The following is a 20,271-nucleotide window of genomic DNA, read 5'->3' as shown; positions in this document are numbered from 1 at the left end:
CCCTTACAGCTTCATCAGGCTGGCGTCGTCGACCGAGGCCGAGTGGCGGGTACGGAACAGCGACACGATGATCGCGAGGCCCACCACGACCTCCGCGGCGGCGACGACCATCGTGAAGAAGGCGATGATCTGGCCGTCGAGGTTGCCGTGCATCCGGGAGAAGACGACGAACGCGAGGTTGCAGGCGTTGAGCATCAGCTCGACGCACATGAACACGACGATCGCGTTGCGCCGGATCAGCACCCCGGTCGCGCCGACGGTGAACAGCAGGGCCGCGAGATAGAGGTAGTTGACGGGGTTCACTTCGACGCCTCCTCGGGCCGCTTGAACGTCGCCGGCTCGACCTCGGTCCGCTCCAGCCGCTCCGCGGCGCGCTGCTCCAGGGCCCGCAGGTCGTTGAGCGCCTCCGCCGACACGTCGCGGATCTGCCCGCGTTCGCGCAGCGTCTTGTTGACGGTCAGCTCGGAGGGGGTGCCGTCGGGCAGCAGACCCGCGACGTCCACGGCGTTGTGCCGGGCGTAGACGCCCGGGGCGGGCAGCGGCGGGATGTGCCGGCCTTCCCGGATGCGCTGCTCGGCCATCTCACGCTGGGTTTTGGCGCGCTCGGTGCGCTCGCGGTGGGTGAGCACCATCGCGCCGACGGCGGCCGTGATCAGCAGGGCGCCGGTGATCTCGAAGGCGAAGACGTACTTGGTGAAGATGAGGGACGCGAGGCCCTCCACGTTGCCGTTCGCGTTCGCCCGGCCGGTGCCGTTGAACTCCGTCAGGGAGGCGTTGCCGATGCCGGCGAACAGCAGGACGCCGAAGCCGACCCCGCAGAGAAGGGCCAGCCAGCGCTGGCCCTTGATGGTCTCCTTCAGCGAGTCCGCGGCCGTGACGCCGACGAGCATCACCACGAACAGGAACAGCATCATGATCGCGCCGGTGTAGACGACGATCTGCACGATGCCCAGGAAGTAGGCGCCGTTGGCGAGGTAGAACACCGCCAGGATGATCATGGTTCCGGCGAGGCAGAGGGCGCTGTGCACGGCCTTCTTCATGAGTACGGTGCACAGGGCGCCGATCACCGCGAACGTGCCGAGGACCCAGAACTGGAAGGCCTCACCGGTGGAGGTGGTGTAGGCGGCAAGCTGCTGTGCGCTCATCGGCCGGTCACCTTCTCCGACGCCGGTTCGGTCTCGCCGAAGGTGCTGTCGCCCTCCTGCACCACCTCGCCATTGGAGACGGCGGCCTGCCGCACCGTGCCCGGCGCGGCCTCCGTCACCAGGCCCCGGTAGTAGTCCTGTTCGTCCGTACCCGGGAAGATCGCGTGCGGCGTGTCGACCATGCCCTCCTCGAGACCGGCGAGCAGCTGCTCCTTGGTGTAGATGAGGTTGGCGCGGCTGGAGTCGGCCAGTTCGAACTCGTTGGTCATCGTCAGCGCGCGCGTGGGGCACGCCTCGATGCACAGCCCGCACAGGATGCAGCGGGCGTAGTTGATCTGGTAGACGCGGCCGTACCGCTCACCCGGCGAGTAGCGCTCCTCGTCGGTGTTGTCGGCGCCCTCCACGTAGATGGCGTCGGCGGGGCAGGCCCAGGCGCACAGCTCGCAGCCGACGCACTTCTCCAGGCCGTCCGGATGGCGGTTGAGCTGGTGCCGTCCGTGGAACCGCGGAGCCGTGGTCTTCTGCTGCTCGGGGTACTGCTCGGTGAGCCGCTTCTTGAACATGGCCTTGAAGGTCACGCCGAAGCCGGCCACGGGGTTCTGGAAGCCGGGCTTGATCCGCCCGGACTCCGCTGGCTCCTCAGCCATCGGACGCCTCCTTTCCATCCGAAGATCCGTCACTGACAGTCTCCGGTCCACCACTGACAATCAGCTCCCGGTCGCGGCGCGAGCGGCGCCTGGGCGCCGGCGGCAGCTCCTGTCCGGGCAGTGGCGGCACGGGGAATCCGCCCGCCATCGGGTCGAATCCGGGCTGCGGGCCGGCGGCCTGCTCGTCCGGCCTCGCCTTCTCGCGGAACATGTCGGCGACGAAGGAGAGCAGCAGCAGGGCGAGGACACCGCCGCCGACGTAGAGGGCGATGTCGGCGAAGTCGTAGTTCTCGTTTCGCAGCGCCCGCACGGTCGCGACGAGCATCAGCCAGGTCACCGAGACCGGGATGAGGACCTTCCAGCCGAGCTTCATCAGCTGGTCGTACCGGACCCGGGGGAGCGTGCCGCGCAGCCAGATGAAGAAGAACAGCAGCAACTGGACCTTGATGACGAACCAGAGCAGCGGCCACCAGCCGTGGTTCGCGCCCTCCCAGAAGCCGCTGATCGGCCAGGGGGCACGCCAGCCGCCGAGGAACAGGGTGGTCGAGACGGCCGACACCGTCACCATGTTCACGTACTCGGCGAGCATGAACATCGCGAACTTGATGGACGAGTACTCGGTGTTGAAGCCGCCGACCAGGTCGCCCTCGGACTCCGGCATGTCGAAGGGGGCGCGGTTGGTCTCGCCGACCATCGTGACGATGTAGAGGATGAAGGAGACCGGCAGCAGCAGGATGTACCAGCGGTCGTGCTGCTGCTCGACGATGGTCGACGTCGACATCGACCCCGAGTAGAGGAACACGGAGGCGAACGCCGCGCCCATGGCGATCTCGTAGGAGATCATCTGGGCGCAGGAGCGGAGGCCGCCGAGCAGCGGGTAGGTGGATCCGGAGCTCCAGCCCGCCAGCACGATGCCGTAGATGCCGACCGAGGCGACCGCGAGGATGAAGAGCATCGCGATCGGCAGGTCGGTGAGCTGCATCGCGGTCCGGGTGCCGAAGATCGAGATCTCGTTGTCGGCGGGGCCGAAGGGGATCACCGCGATCGCCATGAAGGCCGGGATGGCCGCGACGATCGGTGCGAGGACGTAGACCACCTTGTCCGCGCGCTTGACGATGACGTCTTCCTTGAGCATCAGCTTGATGCCGTCGGCGAGCGACTGGAGCATGCCCCAGGGGCCGTGCCGGTTCGGGCCGATGCGAAGCTGCATCCAGGCGACGACCTTGCGCTCCCAGACGATGGAGAACAGCACGGTCACCATCAGGAACGCGAAGCAGAAGACGGCCTTGACGACGACCAGCCACCAGGGGTCCCGGCCGAACATCGAGAGGTCTTCAGCCGCGAGGTACGGGCTCATGCCTCCACCTCCTTGGGGGCCTGTTCGGCGAGTGCCGCCGGGCCGATACGGACGAGGGAGCCGGGCTGCGCACCGGTGTCGGAGGCGACGCCCGCACCGGCGGAGTTCAGCGGCAGCCACACCACCCGGTCGGGCATCTCGGTGATCTGGAGCGGAAGTTCGACGGTGCCGCAGGAGCCGGTGACGGCGAGGACGCCGCCGTCCTCGACGCCGGCCTCGGCGGCCGTCGCCGCCGACAGGCGCGCGCGTGCGGCGTGCCGGGTTCCGGCGAGTGCCTCGTCGCCTTCCTGAAGGACGCCCTGGTCGAGCAGCAGCCGGTGCCCGGCGAGTACGGCCTCGCCGACGGCCGGCCGGGGCAGGACGCCCCCCGTCTCCAGGGGATCGGTGGACCGCGGGCCGTCCCAGGGGCCGAGCCGGTCGATCTCCGCGCGCGCGGTACGCAGGTCCGGCAGCCCCAGGTGGACGTCCATGGCGTCGGCCAGCATCTGCAGTACCCGCCCGTCGGTGGGGGCGAGGCGGCGGGTCATCTGGTCGGGCTTGAGCGCGGCCTCGAAGAAGCGCACCCTGCCCTCCCAGTTCAGGAAGGTGCCCGCCTTCTCGGCGACCGCCGCTACCGGCAGGACCACGTCGGCGTGGTCGGTGACCTCGCTGGGCCGCAGTTCCAGCGCCACCAGGAAGCCGACGTTTCCGAGCGCCTCACGCGCGCGTGCCGGGTCGGGCAGGTCGTCGACCTCCACGCCGGCGACCACGAGCGCGGACAGTTCGCCGGTGGCGGCCGCCTCGATCATCTGGTGGGTGTCCCGGCCGTGACGGGCGGGCAGTTCGGCCAGCCCCCAGACGGCGGCGACCTCCCCCCGCGCGCGCGGGTCGGTCGCCGGGCGGCCGCCCGGCAGCAGCGACGGCAGGGCGCCGGCCTCGACGGCGCCGCGTTCGCCAGCCCGCCGCGGGATCCACACCAGCTGGGCGCCGGTGGCGGCGGCGGCGCGCACGGCGGCGGTGAGGCCGCCCGCGACCGAGGCGAGCCTCTCCCCCACGACGATCACCGCGCCGTCGGCGCGCAGGGCCTCGGCGGCCTCCGTACCGGGCTCCTCGAGGCCGACGCCGCTCGCGAGGGCGTCCAGCCACTCGGTCTCGGTGCCGGGCGCGGCCGGCAGCAGCGTGCCACCCGCCTTCTCCAGGCCGCGGGTCGCGTGCGTGGCCAGGGCGAACACCCGCTGCTTGTGCTTGCGCCAGGCCTTGCGCAGCCGCAGGAAGACGCCGGGCGCCTCCTCTTCCGACTCGAACCCGGCGAGCAGGACGGCGGGCGCCTTTTCCAGTGCGGTGTAGGTGACGCCCGTGCCGTCGAGGTCACGGCCGCGGCCCGCCACCCGGGCCGCCAGGAAGTCGGCCTCCTCGCCGCTGTGCACGCGCGCGCGGAAGTCGATGTCGTTCGTGTCGAGCGCCACGCGCGCGAACTTGCTGTAGGCGTAGGCGTCCTCGACGGTCAGCCGGCCGCCGGTGAGGACACCGGCCCGGGAACGGGCGGCGGTCAGCCCGCGCGCGGCCGCTTCCAGGGCCTCCGGCCAGGAGGCGGGCTCCAGAACGCCTTCGGCGTTGCGCACCAGCGGGACGTCGAGGCGGTCCTTCGCCTGCGCGTACCGGAACGCGAAGCGTCCCTTGTCGCAGATCCACTCCTCGTTGACCTCGGGGTCGTTGGCCGCGAGCCGCCGCATGACCTTGCCGCGCCGGTGGTCGGTGCGCGTCGCGCAGCCGCCCGAGCAGTGTTCGCACACCGACGGCGAGGAGATGAGGTCGAAGGGCCGGGAGCGGAAACGGTAGGCCGCCGAGGTGAGCGCGCCCACCGGGCAGATCTGGATGGTGTTGCCGGAGAAGTACGACTCGAACGGGTCGCCCTCACCGGTGCCGACCTGCTGCAGCGCGCCCCGCTCGACCAGCTCGATCATCGGGTCGCCCGCCACCTGGTTGGAGAAGCGGGTGCAGCGGGCGCACAGCACGCACCGCTCGCGGTCGAGGAGCACCTGCGTCGAGATCGGCACGGGCTTCTCGTAGGTCCGCTTGCGGCCCTCGAAGCGGGACTCCGCGTTGCCGTGCGACATGGCCTGGTTCTGCAGCGGGCACTCGCCGCCCTTGTCGCAGACCGGGCAGTCCAGCGGGTGGTTGATGAGCAGCAGCTCCATCACACCGTGCTGGGCCTTCTCGGCGACCGGCGAGGTGAGCTGCGTCTTCACCACCATGCCGTCCGTGCACGTGATGGTGCAGGACGCCATGGGCTTGCGCTGGCCCTCGACCTCGACGATGCACTGGCGGCAGGCGCCGGCCGGGTCCAGCAGGGGGTGGTCGCAGAACCGCGGGATCTCGATGCCGAGCTGCTCGGCGGCCCGGATGACCAGGGTGCCCTTGGGCACGCTGATCTCGGCGCCGTCGATCGTCAGCGTGACGAGGTCCTCCGGCGGGACCGCCGCCTCTCCCCCTCCGGAGGGAGCACTGGTGGTCACGGTCATGCGTTCACCTCCGGGCGGTCCGCCCAGGCCGTCGACTTGGCCGGGTCGAAGGGGCAACCACGGCCCGTGATGTGCTGCTCGTACTCCTCGCGGAAGTACTTCAGCGAGGAGAAGATCGGGGATGCGGCGCCGTCACCGAGGGCGCAGAAGGACTTGCCGTTGATGTTGTCGGCGATGTCGGCGAGCTTGTCGAGGTCGGACATGGCACCCTTGCCGGCCTCGATGTCCCGCATCAACTGCACCAGCCAGTACGTTCCTTCGCGGCAGGGTGTGCACTTGCCGCAGGACTCGTGGGCGTAGAACTCGGTCCAGCGGGTCACCGCCCGCACCACGCACGTCGTCTCGTCGAAGCACTGCAGGGCCTTGGTGCCGAGCATGGAACCCGCGGCGCCGACCCCTTCGTAGTCGAGGGGGACGTCGAGGTGCTCGTCGGTGAACATCGGCGTCGAGGAGCCGCCCGGGGTCCAGAACTTCAGGCGGTGGCCGGACCGCATTCCGCCGCTCATGTCGAGGAGCTGGCGGAGTGTGACGCCGAGCGGCGCCTCGTACTGGCCGGGGCTCGCGACATGGCCGCTGAGCGAGTAGAGCGTGAAGCCCGGGGACTTCTCGCTGCCCATCGACCTGAACCAGTCTTTCCCGTTTTTCAGGATGGCGGGAACCGACGCGATCGACTCGACGTTGTTCACAACAGTCGGGCAGGCATAGAGCCCTTCGACGGCTGGGAAAGGAGGACGGAGCCGCGGTTGACCACGGCGGCCTTCGAGCGAGTCGAGCAGTGCGGTCTCCTCACCGCAGATGTACGCGCCGGCGCCGGCGTGCACGGTGAGGTCGAGGTCGAGTCCGCTGCCCAGGATGTTCTCGCCGAGGTAGCCCGCCGCGTAGGCCTCGCGCACGGCCTCGTGCAACCGCCGCAGAACGGGGACGACTTCACCACGCAGATAGATGAAGGCATGCGAAGACCGGATGGCGTAACACGCGATCACAATGCCCTCGATGAGGCTGTGCGGGTTCGCGAAGAGGACCGGGATGTCCTTGCAGGTCCCCGGCTCCGACTCGTCGGCGTTGACAACTAGATAGTGCGGTTTTCCATCACCCTGGGGAATGAACTGCCATTTCATTCCCGTCGGGAATCCCGCGCCGCCGCGCCCGCGCAGACCGGAGTCCTTGACGTACGCGATCAGGTCGTCCGGCGACATGGCGAGCGCCTTGCGGAGCCCCTCGTACCCCTCGTGCCTCCGGTAGACGTCCAGAGACCAGGACCGGTCCTCGTCCCAGAAGGCCGACAGCACGGGTGCGAGCACCTTCTCGGGGCTCGTGTCCTTGAGTTCGGGTGCCACGGTCATCACTCCCCCTCCTCGGCGGCGGGTCCTGCCGGGTGGGCCGGGTCGGAGGCCGATGTCTGCTGCGGCGCGTCATGAGAACTGAGGTGCTCGGCCGTCGACGGCCGGTGCGCCCGGTTTTGCGGTTCGTCGTGCGGACCGCCGTCGCGCGGATGGACCACGCGCGCGGGTGCGGCCTCTCCCCTTGCCAGGCGAAGGCCCACCAGCGAAGCGGGTCCCGCACTGCCGCCCTCCTCGACGGCCCCGGGCCGCTCGTCGGGGAAGCCGGCCAGAATCCGCGCGGTCTCCTTGAAGGTGCACAGGCGCGCCCCGCGCGTGGGCTGTACGGGCCGTCCTTCGCGCAGGTCGTCGACCAGGCGCTTGGCGCTGCCCGGGGTCTGGTTGTCGAAGAACTCCCAGTTGACCATCACGACCGGCGCGAAGTCGCAGGCCGCGTTGCACTCGATGTGCTCCAGGGTGACCTTGCCGTCGTCGGTGGTCTCGCCGTTGCCGACGCCCAGGTGCTCCTGGAGGGTCTCGAAGATCGCGTCGCCGCCCATCACCGCGCACAGGGTGTTGGTGCAGACGCCCACCTGGTAGTCGCCGGAGGGCTTGCGCCGGTACATGGTGTAGAAGGTGGCGACGGCGGTGACCTCGGCCGTCGTCAGGGACAGCATGTCCGCGCAGAACCGCATGCCGGTGCGGGTGACGTGGCCCTCCTCCGACTGCACGAGGTGGAGCAGCGGCAGCAGGGCCGACCGGGAGTCGGGGTAGCGCGCGATGATCTCGCGCGCGTCCGTCTCCAGCCGGGCCCGGACGTCGTCCGGGTACGCGGGGGCGGGCGGTTGGGGCATGCCCAGGCTGACGCCCCGCTCCGAAGAACTGGTGGTCACCGGTCGACGCCTCCCATCACGGGGTCGATGGACGCGACGGCGACGATGACGTCGGCGACCTGGCCGCCCTCGCACATCGCCGCCATGGCCTGAAGGTTGGTGAAGGACGGGTCGCGGAAGTGGACCCGGAAGGGGCGGGTGCCGCCGTCGGAGACGGCGTGGACCCCGAGTTCGCCCTTGGGTGATTCGACGGCCACGTAGGCCTGTCCCGGTGGGACGCGGAAGCCCTCGGTGACCAGCTTGAAGTGGTGGATCAGGGCCTCCATGGAGGTGCCCATGATCTTCTTGATGTGGTCGAGGGAGTTGCCGAGTCCGTCCGGCCCCAGGGCGAGCTGGGCGGGCCAGGCGATCTTCTTGTCGGCGACCATGACCGGGCCGGGCTGGAGCCGGTCCAGGCACTGCTCGACGATCCCGAGCGACTGGCGCATCTCCTCCACGCGGATCAGGAAGCGCCCGTAGGAGTCGCAACTGTCTGCGGTCGGGACGTCGAAGTCGTACGTCTCGTAGTCGCAGTAGGGCTGTGTCTTGCGCAGGTCGTGCGGCAGGCCGGTGGAGCGCAGGATCGGGCCGGTGGCGCCGAGGGCCATACAGCCGGCCAGGTCGAGGTAGCCGACGTTCTGCATACGGGCCTTGAAGATGGGGTTCCCGGTGGCGAGCTTGTCGTACTCCGGGAGGTTCTTCTTCATCTTCTTCACGAACTCGCGGATCTGGTCCACCGCGCCGGGCGGCAGGTCCTGGGCGAGTCCGCCGGGGCGGATGTACGCGTGGTTCATCCGCAGGCCCGTGATGAGCTCGTAGATGTCGAGAATCATTTCACGATCACGGAATCCGTAGATCATGATCGTGGTGGCGCCCAGCTCCATGCCGCCGGTGGCGATGCACACCAGGTGGGAGGAGAGCCGGTTCAGCTCCATCAGGAGGACCCGGATGATCTTGGCGCGCTCGGTGATCTGGTCCTCGATGCCGAGGAGCTTCTCGACCGCGAGACAGTAGGCGGTCTCGTTGAAGAAGGACGTCAGGTAGTCCATGCGCGTCACGAACGTGGTGCCCTGCGTCCAGGTCCGGTACTCGAGGTTCTTCTCGATGCCGGTGTGGAGGTAGCCGATGCCGCAGCGGGCCTCGGTGACCGTCTCGCCCTCGATCTCGAGGATCAGACGGAGCACTCCATGGGTGGACGGGTGCTGGGGACCCATGTTGACGACGATGCGCTCGTCGTCGGCGCGGGCCGCGGACTGGACGATCTCGTCCCAGTCGCCACCGGTGACCGTGTAGACGGTGCCCTCGGTGGTCTCGCGGGCTGATGCTGACTGCGTGCTCACGAGTACGACCTCCGCTGGTCCGGAGCCGGGATCTGGGCGCCCTTGTACTCGACGGCGATGCCGCCGAGGGGGTAGTCCTTGCGCTGCGGGTGGCCCTGCCAGTCGTCCGGCATCATGATCCGGGTCAGGGCCGGGTGACCGTCGAAGACGATCCCGAAGAAGTCCCAGGTCTCGCGCTCGTGCCAGTCGTTGGTCGGATACACGGAGACCAGGGACGGGATGCGCGGCTCGCTGTCGGGGGCGCTCACCTCGAGGCGGATCAGCCGGTTGTGGGTGATCGAGCGCAGATGGTAGACGGCGTGCAGCTCGCGGCCCTTGTCGTGCGGGTAGTGGACGCCGCTGACGCCGGTGCACAGCTCGAAGCGCAGGGCGGGGTCGTCGCGCAGGGTGCGGGCGACGCGGACCAGGTGCTCGCGCTCGATGTGGAAGGTCAGTTCGTCGCGGTCGACGACCGTCTTCTCGATGGCGTTCTCCGGGAGGAGTCCCTGTTCCTCCAGGGCGCCCTCGAGCTCGTCGGCCACCTCGTCGAACCAGCCGCCGTAGGGACGGTTCGCCGGTCCTGGGAGGCGGACCGAGCGGACGAGGCCGCCGTAGCCGGAGGTGTCGCCGCCGTTGTCGGCGCCGAACATGCCGCGCTGGACGCGGATCTCCTCGCCGCCCTCGCCGCGCTGGCCGGGGAGGTTGGACGCGGCGAGGTCCTTCTCGGGGTTCACCCCGTTCGAGGACCCGTTGACGCCGTTGGTGCCGTTCGCGTCGCTCACCGCAGCAGCCCCTTCATCTCGATCGTGGGCAGGGCCTTGAGCGCCGCCTCCTCCGCCTCGCGGGCCGCTTCCTCGGCGTTCACGCCGAGCTTGGAGGACTGGATCTTCTGGTGGAGCTTGAGGATCGCGTCCATCAGCATCTCGGGCCGCGGCGGGCAGCCGGGGAGGTAGATGTCGACCGGGACGATGTGGTCGACGCCCTGGACGATCGCGTAGTTGTTGAACATGCCGCCCGAGGAGGCGCAGACGCCCATGGAGATCACCCACTTGGGGTTGGGCATCTGGTCGTAGACCTGCCTCAGGACCGGCGCCATCTTCTGGCTGACCCGGCCGGCGACGATCATCAGGTCCGCCTGGCGCGGCGAGCCGCGGAAGACCTCCATGCCGAAGCGCGCGAGGTCGTAGCGTCCGGCGCCTGTGGTCATCATCTCGATGGCGCAGCAGGCGAGGCCGAAGGTGGCCGGGAAGACGGACGCCTTGCGCACCCAGCCCGCGGCCTGCTCGACGGTGGTCAGCAGGAAGCCGCTCGGCAGCTTTTCTTCGAGTCCCATGTCCTTAAAGGCCCCTCAGTCCCATTCCAGGCCGCCGCGCCGCCATACGTACGCGTACGCGACGAAGACGGTGAGCACGAAGAGCAGCATCTCCACGAGCCCGAAGATCCCCAGGGCGTCGAAGGTGACGGCCCAGGGGTAGAGGAAGACGATCTCGATGTCGAAGACGATGAAGAGCATCGCCGTCAGGTAGTACTTGATGGGGAAGCGCCCGCCGCCGGCCGGCGTGGGGGTCGGCTCGATGCCGCACTCGTAGGCCTCGAGCTTGGCGCGGTTGTACCGCTTCGGACCGATCAGCGTGGCCATGACCACGGAGAAGATCGCAAAGCCTGCCCCGAGGGCTCCCAGTACGAGGATGGGCGCATACGCGTTCACCGCTCCTCGCTCCTCTCAGTCGGCACTGACTGCTGGCGGTTGCACTGGGCTCACGTCCGCCCCACCGGTCCCACGAACCCCGCTCGTCCCGGGCGAAGATCGAGAACATGTGAAGCAGGTCACAAGCCCAACTGCCTCGCATCCTATGCCTGCCGCTCTGTGATCTGCGACACGGGGTATTACACAACCTTTGTGATCTCCACCACCTGACGAAGGATCATGAAGTCGGATGATGGGTGATCTTCGTACGCGAAGCGTCCAGCTAGTCACCAGAAGTGACATTTTCGCTCATCACCGCAGGTGAAAGAAGGCGTCTCAATATCAAGAGAGTTCCGCTGCATGCAAATTGGCTCTGGGCACGGTGCCCTGATAGGGGATCGCGTTCACACATCAGGGGGAGGTCCGGGGTCAGGTGTGGACGCGGCGCGAGCGCGTGCACGCATTCACGAACTCCCCTGCGTCTTTCATTCACCTCCCGATCGCGCGGGACGTCGCCCTTCCGGTAACCGTTCCGTGACCTCCGCCACATTGATGAGAGGTGTCTGAGAACGGGGCTTGGCCAACGACCCGAACGAGTGGTAGGCGCAGGGCAATTCGGACGTAATGATCAAAGGCCGTGATCAAGGGCTTGATCACGGGCGTCCGCAATGTCCGTTACGGCGTCAATAAAGAGTGACACGCCGGGCTTTTGAGGCCCCCATTGAACAACTGTGGCGCACCACACGTTTCTTGAAGATATGAAGGAGCCCCTGGTACCGGTTGTTCCCATGTCCCACACCGCTCACATACGCAGCCACCGGAAGCCCCGCCGCAGCGCGTCGACCCTCGCGATGCGGGCCGGAGTTGCCGGTGGCGTCCTCAGCACCCTGGCAGTAGCCGGGGCGTCCGGATCGGCGAACGCTGCCGAGCCGGTGACGCAGACCCTCGAACTGCCCACGCTGACGGCCGACCTGGCCGCTCAGGTCGCCCAGTCCGCGGACGCCACTCAGCAGGCCGCGGCCAACTACGAACTGCAGGCCGAGCGCGACGCGGCCGCCGCGAACGCCGCGAAGCAGGCCAAGTCGGACCTCGCGGAGGCCAAGCAGAAGGCCGCGGCGGCCAAGAAGAAGGCTCAGGAGGCCGCCCGCAAGGCCGCCGCCGCGCGCGCCGCCCGCAGCGCCGAGCGCACGACGCTCTCCACCACGGCGAGCACCGGCGCCTCCACCAGCACGAGCACGAGCACGTCCACGGCCACCGGTTCGGCGGCGGCCATCGTCTCCTTCGTGAAGGCTCAGGTCGGCAAGGCCTACGTCTCCGGTGCCACCGGCCCCTCCGCGTACGACTGCTCCGGTCTGGTGCAGACGGCGTTCAAGCAGGTCGGCATCAGCCTGCCGCGTGTCTCCCAGGACCAGTCGACGGCCGGCACCCAGGTGTCGCTGAGCAACCTGCAGCCCGGCGACATCCTCTACTGGGGCAGCGCGGGCAGCGCGTACCACGTGGCGGTGTACGTCGGCGACGGTATGTTCGTCGGTGCCCAGAACCCCTCCAGCGGCGTCCAGGAGAAGCCGCTGTCGTACGACCCGCCCACCGGCGCGGTCCGGGTGCTCTGAGCACACCGGCACCACAATCTGCGCGAAGAAGGGCCGCGGCCGCTCGGGGGCCGCGGTCCTTCCGGTTCCCGACCGGCCGGTTCCCCTCCGGCAGATTCCCGGCAGGTGGGGCATTCCGGATGCGCTACGGCCCGGTCGGCCTTGTCACGCGGTCTCCGGGAGCCCGGTGTCGCGCACCCACTCGACGGCCCAGGGGAACCCGCGCCGTGCGCACCACAGCACCCACTCGGCGAGCGCCTGCTCCTGGTCGCTCAGGGTGGTGAAGCGGCGCACCAGGGCGTCGGCGTCGGGGTGGCCGCTGAGGCCGACGGCCCGTCGGTACCAGCGTTCGGCCCCCTCCAGGTCGCCCCTGGCTCCGTGCATGCCGGCCAGGTTGGCCGCGGCCAGACCGTGGCCGGCCGCCGCGGAGCGCTCGTACCAGTCCTCGGCCTCCCGTGCGCGCCCCCGTTCCCCGCAGAGCCCGCCGGCGTGGAACGCCGCGGTGCCATGGCCCAGTTCGTGGGCGCGGGCGTACCAGCGGAGCTGCTCCACCTCGTCCCCCGCCCGCCCGGCCATGCGGGCCAGGCCCACGGCGGCCTCCGGCTCACCCGCCTCCACCGCGATACGCAGCCACCGGCGTCCCTCCTCACTCTCTCCCTGATCGCACAGCAGCGCCCCGAGGGTGAACGCGGCTCCCGCCGCCTGGCGGATCGGCGCGCGTTCGTCGTCGTCCCGGGACAGCGTGAGGACGTCGCCCCGTCCCACGACCACGCGTGGTCCGCCGTCTCGCGGCTCGCGGGTGCCGTCGCGCAGCCGGCGCGGCCGTCCGCCCGGCACCGGCCCTGGCTCCCCGGCCGCCTCCGCGTCCGCCTCCGTCCGCTCCGGGTCCTGGGGCCGGACCGCCTTCTCGGCGGCGCGGGTGAGCCACCGGCGGGCCTGCTCGTCCTCCCCCCGCCGGGACAGCAACTGGCCCAGCCGCCACTCGGCGGAGGTGTCCCCGCTGCGCGCGGCCGGCGTCAGCCAGTGCTCGGCCTCGACCAGATCCTGGTCCGGCCCGTCCAGGGCGAGGTCGGCACCGAGGACCGAAGCTGCCTCGACCAGTCCCGTCGCGGCCGCCCTGCGCAGCCACTCCCAGGCCTCGCGACGGCGCCCGTCGGCGCGCAGCAGGTGGGCCAGCGAGAGAATCGCGCCCGTGCCGCCGTCCGCCGCGGCCCGGCGCAGGACGCGTTCGGCCCCCTCGGGGTCACCGCCGCGCCGCAGCACGGTCGCGAGGTTCTGCCGCGCGATCGGGCTGCCCAGGGCCGCCCCGCGACGCAGGTGCGGCTCCGCCTCGGCCTCCTCCCCGAGGAGGAACAGCGCGCAGCCCAGGTTCGTCGCGATCTCCATCTCGTCCTCGGTGCCGGCCGCCGCCGGCAGGGCCGCGCGCAGCACCCGCGCGCACTCGTCGGGCCGGCCGGCCCTGAGCCAGGACGTGCCGATGCGGTGCAGCAGGTGGGGGGAGCGGGTCTGCGAGAGCTGCCGCAGCAGGGCGTCGGCCTGGTCGTCCTCGCCGAGACCGCGCAGCATGTCCGCGCGGAACAGCATGAAGTCCTCGGGGGTTCGGACGGCATGTCCCCCGGGGATGCCGTTCTCGGGAACCCCGGTCCCGGGGACGCCGTCCTCCGGGACACCGCTGTCCTGGTGGCCGAACGTGGTGTCGTCGGTCATGGCCGGTCCTCCGGTGGCACGGTGGGCGCGGTGAAGACGGGGGCCGGGTCGCCGGAGCCCCGCCAGAGGTAGGCGGTCACCCTGGGGCCTTCCCGACGTTCCTGGGCGGGGTCGCGCGGTGCGGGCCAGCGCAGTGCGTCGTACAGGGCGAAGCGGTGCAGGTCGAACGCGGCCTCGAGGAGGTCGGCGAAGGCGGCGCAGGGGGCGCGCAGGGCGCAGCGGTGCACACCCGCGGCCGCCGCCAGCGCGACGGGCGCGGCCCACCAGGCCCAGGGGGTCCACAGCACGAAGGCCGCGGACCAGATGAAGGCGGACACCGCCGAGTCGAGCGTCGCGCGCGCGGTCGTCAGCTGGGTGCGGGTCTCGGCGGGAAGCAGCAGCCACAGGTGCGGCCAGCACTTGACCGCGTCGAGACCGTACTTGTCGTACGGACGCAGCTCGGCGCTGCGCAGGGTGTTGCCGATCCAGGTGGGCAGCTGCCGGTCCGGGGCGGCGGGGACACGGCGCAGGGCGGCGTCGGTCCGGACGAAGGCGTCGTACGCCCCGGGCGGCGCACCGGCGCTCCCCGGCCCGCCGTCCTCGCCGAGCGCCCGGTGAAGACGCGTCCAGTCCGTGCGCAGCCGGCGCCGCCGGGCGTCCTGGCGGGCCGTCATGGCGCGGTGCAGCCGCGCGGGCCAGCCGTACCCCTCCAGCAGCGGGAGGACGGCGGGGGTCAGCCGGTGTACGGCCGCGCCGGACAGGACGACGGCCAGCAGCGCCGCGACGCCCGAGACGATCCGGGTGCCCGGCGGCCGGTCCTGGAGCCAGCCCAGCGGCGACTGTCCCGTCCCCCACGTCAGCGCGGCGAGGCCACCGGACCAGAACACGAGCCCCTGGGTGCCGACGGCGAGCCACTCGGCGGCGAGCCGTCCCGCGACCGCGTCGACGAAGCGGCTCAGCATGGCGGGGTGTCCTGCCGGACGAGCGGCGTGGCGTGGGTCGGGCACCGGGGCACGCGTTCGTCCAGGAAGGCCCGGTACCAGACGAAGTCGCCTTCGGGACAGTCGAAGCGTTCGGCGGGTACGGCCTCACCGGAGCCGGGCAGCCGCTGGTAGCCGCCGCGCTCGGCGTACCGGGGCGGGGCTCCGGTCTCCAGGAAGCCGGCCGCCCAGGTGCGCAGTTCGGGCACGCTCCACAGGATGTCGAGGATGTCATCGGCGGCGCCGGGTTCGGCGTGGCGGGCGAGCGCCCGCGCCAGGCGTCGGTCGATCTCGTCGCGACGCGCCCCGTCGAGCGGGTTCAGCAGCCTCGGCAGCTGGGCGCGGATGGCTCGAGCGCATTCGAAGACGCTGTCGTCGTGCACGGTCAGGCTCCCGCGTAGCTGAAGGCCGCCCAGTGGACGGGATGCTGGTAGGGGCGGGTGCGGGCCCAGAAGGCGCGGGCCGCGGGGGCGGCGGGCGGGGTGCCGCCCAGCTCCTCGTTGGTCGCCTCGCGCAGCCAGCGCTGGGCACTGCGCAGGGCCTCGGCCGGATGGGCGCGGGTGCCCGTGGCCCACAGCTCGTAGAACCGGGACAGCAGCAGGGCGCTGCTCTCGTCCGGCGTCGGCCACAGACTGCTGACGATGCCGCCCACCCCGGCGTGCAGCAGGGCGTCCGGGAGGGAGCCCGGTTGCCCGGCGCCGAGCGCGAACCGCCCGGCCTGGCCCAGGCTGCACGTGGCCAGCACCATGAGGCGGATCCGGTTCAGCGGCTGGGCCACCAGTTCCCGCAGGGCCAGCAGCTCGCCGTCGGCGAGCCGGACGCCGCCGCGCATGGGCTGGTCGACGTCCAGCACGCTGTGTGCCGCCAGGTGGACGACGTCGCTGCCGGCCAGCGCCTCCAGCACGGCGGCTCGGCGCGCCGCGGGGCCCGTCAGCAGGGTGTGCCGGCCGAAGTGCCGTACGACGTGTTCGGCCTCGCGGCGCGCCCCGGGCAGCGGGGCGGCGCCGGCGTGCTCCGGGTCGGCGACCGCGAGGATGCTCCGGGGCGCGGGGCCGTCGGGGCGTCCGCCGGGCCGGCCGGCGGCGTTGGCATAGGTGATCAGGGCTTCGTCCAGGGCGTAGCGGCGTCCGTCGGGGGCGGACGGGTCGGGCCACCACGCGGCGTGCAGGGGCAGGGCGCCGAGGGCCGAGCCGTGCGGGACGACGCACAGCCACGGTGTGCGCAGTTCGGTCAGCAGCGGCCGCACCAGCCGCTCGCCCAGCCAGCCGCCCAGTTCGTCCACGACCTGGGGCGGCCACGCGGGATCGTGCTCGTCGCCGAGGGCCAGCCAGGCGAGTCCGGCCCGCTCGACCAGTTCCCGGCGTGCGACGGGCAGCCACAGCGGCCGGACTCCGCCCGTGGCGTCCACGGCGAGGGCGAGCAGGTCGTTCTCCGGCGACGTGCACAGGTGGACGAGGACGCACCCCTCGGGCGGCGGAGGCGGCGTCGCTTCGCCGCCCCGCACGTTCCCGGGCACCGCGCCGGCCGTCCCGGCGGCGCTGCGTGCGCGTGGGCCGCCCTCGGCGGCCGTCGCCGGGTCGAGGGTGCCGAGCGTGTCGAGGCTGCGCAGGGCCGCGCGCGGGTCTCCGGCGCGGACCGCGACGAGGGCGGCCTCGACCGCCAGGCCGCGGGCCTGCTCCAGACTCTCCAGGCGGGCGTGGGGGGTGGCCGCGCGATCGGCGGCCCGGAGGAGGCAGCGGCGCAGGGCGAGCCGGGCCGCGGTCCGTGCCTCGTCCCACCTCTCCTGGCCGGCGGCGGCACGAGCCCAGTCCGCGGCGGTGGACCAGGACCCCGTGTCGCCCGCGTCCGGCTCGGCCGCCTCGCGCACCAGCCGCAGGCCCTCGGCGGACCAGGGGTCCTGCCGCAGCAGCAGGGCGCCGAGCCGCCGGGTGGACTCCAGGAGCCGGGGTCCCGGGGGCATCAGGGGGCGGGCCTCCCGGGCGAGGAGCAGCGCGTCCTCCAGGTCCAGGGCACTGCCGCTGAACTCGTACCGTGCGGCCCAGCACGATGCCAGTTCCAGCAGCAGCACCGCGCGGTTCGGGCTGTCGTCCGGCTGTGCCGCGGCCTCGCGCTCCAGGGCGTCCATGGCGTGTCCGAGGGCGAGCGTGCCCGGGGTGTGGCGGTGCCGCGCCAGCAGGGCCGCGCCGATTCCCTGGGCGACGGAGGCGGCGAGGTGGGTGCCCGGTTCGGTGGCCGCGCGGGCCCGCTCCAGCAGGCGCAGCGCGCGCTCGCCGCGCTCCCCGGCCCGCACGCCCTGCGCCGAGTTGAGCAACTGCCAGGCGTGCGCCACCAGTTCGTGCGGCGGCGCGTCACCGTCCGGCTCGTCCCGTCCCTCCGGCGCCTCGTCGTCCCGGCCGTCCGTGGCGAGGCGGCACACGGCCAGGTTGGCGAGCGCCGCGCGGCGCTCGGGGGAGGTGTCGTCGGTGAGTTCCAGGACGCGCCGGAAGCAGCCGACGGCCCGGTCCAGTTCGGGCCGGGTGCCGGTGCCGTGCGCGAAGCGGTGGTGCAGCACGCTGCCCAGCAGGTTCAGCACCATGGGCAGCCGCGGATCGTCCTCGGGCAGCCGAGCGCACTCGGTCTCCGTGTGGACGAGGAGGGCGTGCGTGGCGCGGTCGTCACCGCGGCCGCCGGACTCCCACCAGTCGCGCAGCCCGTCGGTGACGAGGCCGGGGTTGCCGAGGCCGGAGGCGGCCTCGGGCAGCAGCGGGAGCAGGCGGTCGAGCTGGTCGTCGGGCAGCCGCTGGCCGAGGCTGAGGCACATCAGCCCGGTGAGCGCCCAGTCGTGCGACTGCCTGCGGTGGTCCTCCGTGCCCGGGCCGAACCGGGAGAGGGCGTCCGTGCTGAGTGCGAACGCCCGCTCGGCGTGCCCCTCGCCCGGGCAGCGGGCCTCAAGGCCGCGGTACTGGGCGGCGGCCACCGCCAGGTGGTGGGCGGCGTCGGGGAGCTGCCAGGCCACCGCGATCCGGGCGGTGGCCTCGGCGGCCTCGGCCAGTGCCCGGTGGTCCCGTTCGCCGCCGGTCCGGCGCAGCCGTTCCTGGTGGGCGAGGGCCAGATACAGGGCGGCGGTGAAGTCGAGCGCGCCACCGGCACGGGCACTGCGCTCGCGCAGCGCGTTCAACACCGCGACGAGCGCGGTCAGCTCGTCCGCCGTGTGGTCCGGTAACCGCTCCTGGCAGGCTCGCAGGGCCAGGCCCAGGTTCTCGCCGTGGCCCCGTTCCTCCGGGCAGTCCAGGAGCGCCCGGGCGGCGTCCCGGACGGCCGCGTGGATCGCCTCGGCTTCGCCGGTACGGCGGTGCCGCTGGTACCACAGGCCCGCTCGGTTGCCCCAGGCCGCCGCGCGCCGACGGGCGTCGTCCGGTGCGTCCGCCGCCTCGGCGGCGCGGGTGAAGGCCTGCTCCGCGGCGGTGAACCGCTCCCGCGGCCCGCCTCGGCCGTAGTCCCCCATGGCCGTGAGTCCCGCGTTCATGTCCCGCTCGTAGTCGGCACCAGCCATGCACGGCTCCCCTGGGCTCGACGACCCTCGGCGCCACGGCGCACCCGCCCCGTCCCGCCCTCCGGTTCAACTATGCCACCGGGCAAGGGAGATGAGCGCCGTGCCGCCGGGCTCACGGCGCCCGCACCGCCAGGGCTCCACCGGCGGGAGAGGGGGGAGCACGACGGCGGCCCGGCGGGACGAGGTGTACGTCCGCCAGGCCGCCGCCGTATCGGCTCTCGCGCCCGGTCACGTCCCGGGCGCGCTCCCTCACGCCTTCGGCGCGACCCTGCTCAGGCCGTTGATGATGCGGTCCATCGCGTCACCGCCCGTGGGGTCGGTGAGGTTCGCCAGGAGCTTCAGGGTGAACTTCATCAGCACGGGGTGGGTCAGGCCGCGCTGGGCGGCGATCTGCATGACCTTCGGGTTGCCGATGAGCTTCACGAAGGCGCGGCCCAGGCTGTAATAGCCGCCGTAGGTGTCCTTGAGGACGCGCGGGTAGCGCTGCAGGGCGATCTCGCGCTGGGCGGGCGTCGCGCGCGCGTGGGCCTGCACGATGACGTCGCCGGCGATCTGGCCGGACTCCATGGCGTAGGCGATGCCCTCGCCGTTGAAGGGGTTCACCAGGCCGCCCGCGTCGCCGACGAGCAGCAGCCCCTTCGTGTAGTGCGGCTGGCGGTTGAAGGCCATGGGCAGGGCGGCGCCGCGGATCGGGCCGGTCATGTTCTCGGGGGTGTAGCCCCAGTCCTCGGGCATGGACGCGCACCAGGCCTTGAGGATCTCGCGCCAGTCCAGCTCCTTGAAGGCGGCCGAGGTGTTCAGCACGCCGAGGCCGACGTTGGAGGTGCCGTCGCCCATGCCGAAGATCCAGCCGTAGCCGGGCAGCAGGCGCTCCTGTGAGCCGCGCCGGTCCCACAGCTCCAGCCAGGACTCCAGGTAGTCGTCCTCGTGGCGGGGGGAGGTGAAGTAGGTGCGCACCGCGACGCCCATCGGGCGGTCCTCGCGGCGGTGCAGGCCCATCGCGAGGGACAGGCGGGTGGAGTTGCCGTCGGCGGCGACGACGAGCGGCGCGTGGAAGGTGACCTCACGCTTCTCCTCGCCGAGCTTGGCGGTCACACCGGTGATGCGTCCGGTGCGGTCGTCGACGACGGGGCCGGAGACGTTGCAGCGCTCGAAGAGGCGGGCGCCGGCCTTCTGGGCGTTGCGGGCGAGCTGCTCGTCGAAGTCGTCACGCCTGCGGACGAGGCCGTAGTCCGGGAACGAGGCGAGATCGGGCCAGTCGAGCTGGAGACGGCTGCCGCCGCCGATGATGCGCAGGCCCTTGTTGCGCAGCCAGCCGGCCTCCTCGGAGATGTCGATGCCCATCGCCACGAGCTGCTTCACCGCGCGCGGGGTGAGGCCGTCGCCGCAGACCTTCTCGCGCGGGAACTCGGTCTTCTCCAGCAGGAGGACGTCGAGTCCGGCCTTGGCGAGGTGGTACGCGGTGGTGGAGCCGGCCGGCCCCGCGCCGACGACGATCACATCGGCGGTGTTCTCGGAGAGGGGCTCAGTCACGACTGTCACGGCGGGATCTCCCCAAGTTCGGAATCTGCGTGCCGACCGGCACTGGACATGGGCAGTCTATTCAGCAGTACTGATCACCCGGCTGAAGGGCTACC

General features: G+C 71.6%; 17 protein-coding genes. 1 reads left to right on the top strand and 16 read right to left on the bottom strand.

The features are described 5' to 3' along the window. Positions 1-3 precede the first annotated feature (3 nt). Genes nuoK through ACFVVO_RS00595 form a run of 11 tightly spaced genes read right to left on the bottom strand, consistent with a single transcriptional unit; the run spans position 4 to position 10,868 of the window. Positions 4-303 (bottom strand): NADH-quinone oxidoreductase subunit NuoK, encoded by a 300-nt coding sequence (gene nuoK / locus ACFVVO_RS00645; RefSeq protein ID WP_020941573.1) that lies wholly within the window; start codon positions 301-303, stop codon positions 4-6. Beyond that, positions 300-1,145, bottom strand: coding sequence for an NADH-quinone oxidoreductase subunit J (locus tag ACFVVO_RS00640; protein WP_390050811.1), 846 nt, complete (start codon positions 1,143-1,145; stop codon positions 300-302). The genes nuoK and ACFVVO_RS00640 overlap by 4 nt, the downstream gene beginning before the upstream one ends. Beyond that, positions 1,142-1,792 carry an NADH-quinone oxidoreductase subunit NuoI gene (nuoI, locus tag ACFVVO_RS00635; protein ID WP_390050810.1) on the bottom strand — a complete coding sequence of 217 codons (651 nt, stop codon included), beginning with the start codon at positions 1,790-1,792 and terminating at the stop codon, positions 1,142-1,144. Before nuoI ends, ACFVVO_RS00640 begins: the two co-directional genes overlap by 4 nt. Beyond that, the gene (gene nuoH / locus ACFVVO_RS00630; RefSeq protein ID WP_390050809.1) at positions 1,785-3,149 is read right to left on the bottom strand and encodes an NADH-quinone oxidoreductase subunit NuoH; all 1,365 of its coding nucleotides are present in this window, start codon (positions 3,147-3,149) and stop codon (positions 1,785-1,787) included. The genes nuoI and nuoH overlap by 8 nt, the downstream gene beginning before the upstream one ends. Continuing rightward, entirely contained in the window at positions 3,146-5,650 is a 2,505-nt protein-coding gene (locus ACFVVO_RS00625; protein WP_390050808.1) for an NADH-quinone oxidoreductase subunit G, read from the bottom strand. The genes nuoH and ACFVVO_RS00625 overlap by 4 nt, the downstream gene beginning before the upstream one ends. Next, positions 5,647-6,996 carry an NADH-quinone oxidoreductase subunit NuoF gene (gene nuoF / locus ACFVVO_RS00620; RefSeq protein WP_390050807.1) on the bottom strand — a complete coding sequence of 450 codons (1,350 nt, stop codon included), beginning with the start codon at positions 6,994-6,996 and terminating at the stop codon, positions 5,647-5,649. Before nuoF ends, ACFVVO_RS00625 begins: the two co-directional genes overlap by 4 nt. Next, positions 6,993-7,862, bottom strand: a complete 870-nt coding sequence (nuoE, locus tag ACFVVO_RS00615) for an NADH-quinone oxidoreductase subunit NuoE (protein ID WP_390050806.1) — start codon at positions 7,860-7,862, stop codon at positions 6,993-6,995. Before nuoE ends, nuoF begins: the two co-directional genes overlap by 4 nt. Continuing rightward, positions 7,859-9,181, bottom strand: a complete 1,323-nt coding sequence (locus tag ACFVVO_RS00610) for an NADH-quinone oxidoreductase subunit D (protein WP_390050805.1) — start codon at positions 9,179-9,181, stop codon at positions 7,859-7,861. The genes nuoE and ACFVVO_RS00610 overlap by 4 nt, the downstream gene beginning before the upstream one ends. Continuing rightward, entirely contained in the window at positions 9,178-9,942 is a 765-nt protein-coding gene (locus ACFVVO_RS00605; RefSeq protein ID WP_390050804.1) for an NADH-quinone oxidoreductase subunit C, read from the bottom strand. Before ACFVVO_RS00605 ends, ACFVVO_RS00610 begins: the two co-directional genes overlap by 4 nt. After that, a complete protein-coding gene (locus ACFVVO_RS00600; RefSeq protein ID WP_007383964.1) occupies positions 9,939-10,493 on the bottom strand; it encodes an NADH-quinone oxidoreductase subunit B family protein in 555 nt (184 codons plus the stop codon). The genes ACFVVO_RS00605 and ACFVVO_RS00600 overlap by 4 nt, the downstream gene beginning before the upstream one ends. Positions 10,494-10,508: 15 nt before the next feature. Further along, on the bottom strand, positions 10,509-10,868 hold the full coding sequence (locus ACFVVO_RS00595; RefSeq protein ID WP_003992243.1) for an NADH-quinone oxidoreductase subunit A: 360 nt from the start codon (positions 10,866-10,868) through the stop codon (positions 10,509-10,511). Positions 10,869-11,635: 767 nt separating this feature from the next. Between ACFVVO_RS00595 and ACFVVO_RS00590 the strand changes: the two genes are divergently transcribed. After that, positions 11,636-12,457 (top strand): C40 family peptidase, encoded by an 822-nt coding sequence (locus tag ACFVVO_RS00590; RefSeq protein WP_390050803.1) that lies wholly within the window; start codon positions 11,636-11,638, stop codon positions 12,455-12,457. Positions 12,458-12,601: 144 nt separating this feature from the next. On the opposite strand, the gene ACFVVO_RS00585 is transcribed toward ACFVVO_RS00590, so the two are convergent. From ACFVVO_RS00585 to ACFVVO_RS00565, 5 genes are all read right to left on the bottom strand, one after another. Then, on the bottom strand, positions 12,602-14,143 hold the full coding sequence (locus ACFVVO_RS00585) for a tetratricopeptide repeat protein (RefSeq protein WP_390050802.1): 1,542 nt from the start codon (positions 14,141-14,143) through the stop codon (positions 12,602-12,604). After that, positions 14,140-15,084 carry a hypothetical protein gene (locus ACFVVO_RS00580; protein WP_390050801.1) on the bottom strand — a complete coding sequence of 315 codons (945 nt, stop codon included), beginning with the start codon at positions 15,082-15,084 and terminating at the stop codon, positions 14,140-14,142. The genes ACFVVO_RS00585 and ACFVVO_RS00580 overlap by 4 nt, the downstream gene beginning before the upstream one ends. Continuing rightward, entirely contained in the window at positions 15,078-15,485 is a 408-nt protein-coding gene (locus ACFVVO_RS00575; protein ID WP_390050800.1) for a hypothetical protein, read from the bottom strand. The genes ACFVVO_RS00580 and ACFVVO_RS00575 overlap by 7 nt, the downstream gene beginning before the upstream one ends. A gap of 2 nt (positions 15,486-15,487) precedes the next feature. After that, positions 15,488-18,634, bottom strand: a complete 3,147-nt coding sequence (locus tag ACFVVO_RS00570; RefSeq protein ID WP_390050799.1) for a CHAT domain-containing protein — start codon at positions 18,632-18,634, stop codon at positions 15,488-15,490. A gap of 249 nt (positions 18,635-18,883) precedes the next feature. Further along, complete coding sequence (locus tag ACFVVO_RS00565) at positions 18,884-20,176, bottom strand: geranylgeranyl reductase family protein (protein WP_390050798.1); 1,293 nt, start codon at positions 20,174-20,176, stop codon at positions 18,884-18,886. Positions 20,177-20,271 lie beyond the last annotated feature (95 nt).

The sequence above is a fragment of the Streptomyces sp. NPDC058145 genome, from assembly GCF_042884245.1.
Classification (GTDB): Bacteria; Actinomycetota; Actinomycetes; order Streptomycetales; family Streptomycetaceae; genus Streptomyces.
The sequence above is the reverse complement of the archived record's forward strand: the minus strand, read 5'-3'. Positions and strand labels throughout refer to the sequence as shown.

Bases quoted from the DNA above. Each gene is read 5' to 3' on its own strand.
- nuoH (WP_390050809.1), bottom strand. From the start codon at position 3,149: ATGAGCCCGTACCTCGCGGCTGAAGACCTCTCGATGTTCGGCCGGGAC.
- nuoI (WP_390050810.1), bottom strand. From the start codon at position 1,792: ATGGCTGAGGAGCCAGCGGAGTCCGGGCGGATCAAGCCCGGCTTCCAG.
- ACFVVO_RS00585 (WP_390050802.1), bottom strand. From the start codon at position 14,143: ATGACCGACGACACCACGTTCGGCCACCAGGACAGCGGTGTCCCGGAG.
- ACFVVO_RS00580 (WP_390050801.1), bottom strand. From the start codon at position 15,084: ATGCTGAGCCGCTTCGTCGACGCGGTCGCGGGACGGCTCGCCGCCGAG.
- ACFVVO_RS00600 (WP_007383964.1), bottom strand. From the start codon at position 10,493: ATGGGACTCGAAGAAAAGCTGCCGAGCGGCTTCCTGCTGACCACCGTC.
- ACFVVO_RS00590 (WP_390050803.1), top strand. From the start codon at position 11,636: ATGTCCCACACCGCTCACATACGCAGCCACCGGAAGCCCCGCCGCAGC.
- ACFVVO_RS00570 (WP_390050799.1), bottom strand. From the start codon at position 18,634: ATGGCTGGTGCCGACTACGAGCGGGACATGAACGCGGGACTCACGGCC.
- ACFVVO_RS00625 (WP_390050808.1), bottom strand. From the start codon at position 5,650: ATGACCGTGACCACCAGTGCTCCCTCCGGAGGGGGAGAGGCGGCGGTC.
- ACFVVO_RS00640 (WP_390050811.1), bottom strand. From the start codon at position 1,145: ATGAGCGCACAGCAGCTTGCCGCCTACACCACCTCCACCGGTGAGGCC.